The 640-nt window shown below is 58.3% G+C and carries 1 protein-coding gene; it reads left to right on the forward strand.

All coding sequences use genetic code 11. The features are described 5' to 3' along the window. Positions 1 to 87: 87 nt before the first annotated feature. Positions 88 to 640 (forward strand): FMN-dependent NADH-azoreductase (locus F6Q13_RS19435; RefSeq protein WP_293059986.1); only part of this gene is annotated, 553 nt, incomplete at its 3' end.

Genomic DNA, 640 nt, shown 5'->3' on the forward strand with positions numbered 1-640 from the left:
CTCCGCCGCGCTGGCGTCGCTGAAGGCCAACGTCCCAGGCTGACCCCACTGATAGAAACAACGAAAACATCACCTGGAGTCCCATTAATGACGAAACTGCTCCACGTCTGTGCCAGCCCCAAACGAGATGAGAGCGATAGCCAGGCGCTGGCGAATGCCTTTCTCGCCGGGTTTCGCGCGTCGAACAGCGATGTGATTGTGGATGAGTTCGACCTATTCGACGGCTCGTTGCCGGCGTTCGGCCGGGAGGCTAACGAAGCGAAGCTAGCGGTCTTCGCCGGCGGAGAACCAACCGGCGCACAGGTGGCGCCGTGGCAGGCGGCTCGCAGCGTTTTCGACCGATTCGCCAGCGCCGATGCCTATCTTTTCTCGGTGCCGATGTGGAATTCGGGCATACCGTATGTCCTGAAACAATGGATCGACAACGTGACTCAACCCGGTTGGGTGTTCAGTTTCGACCCGGAGCGTGGCTATACCGGGCTGATCACCGGTAAGAAGGCTGCCGTTGTTTATACAAGTGGCGTTTATACGCCCGGGGTATCTCAGAAGTTCGGATCCGATTTCCAGTCCACCTACTTCAACGACTGGCTGAACTTCGTGGGAATCACCGACATCGTTGAAATCCGATGGCAGCCGACGG

Origin of the sequence: Mycobacterium sp., assembly GCF_008709575.1 — a bacterium.
Lineage (GTDB): Bacteria > Actinomycetota > Actinomycetes > Mycobacteriales > Mycobacteriaceae > Mycobacterium.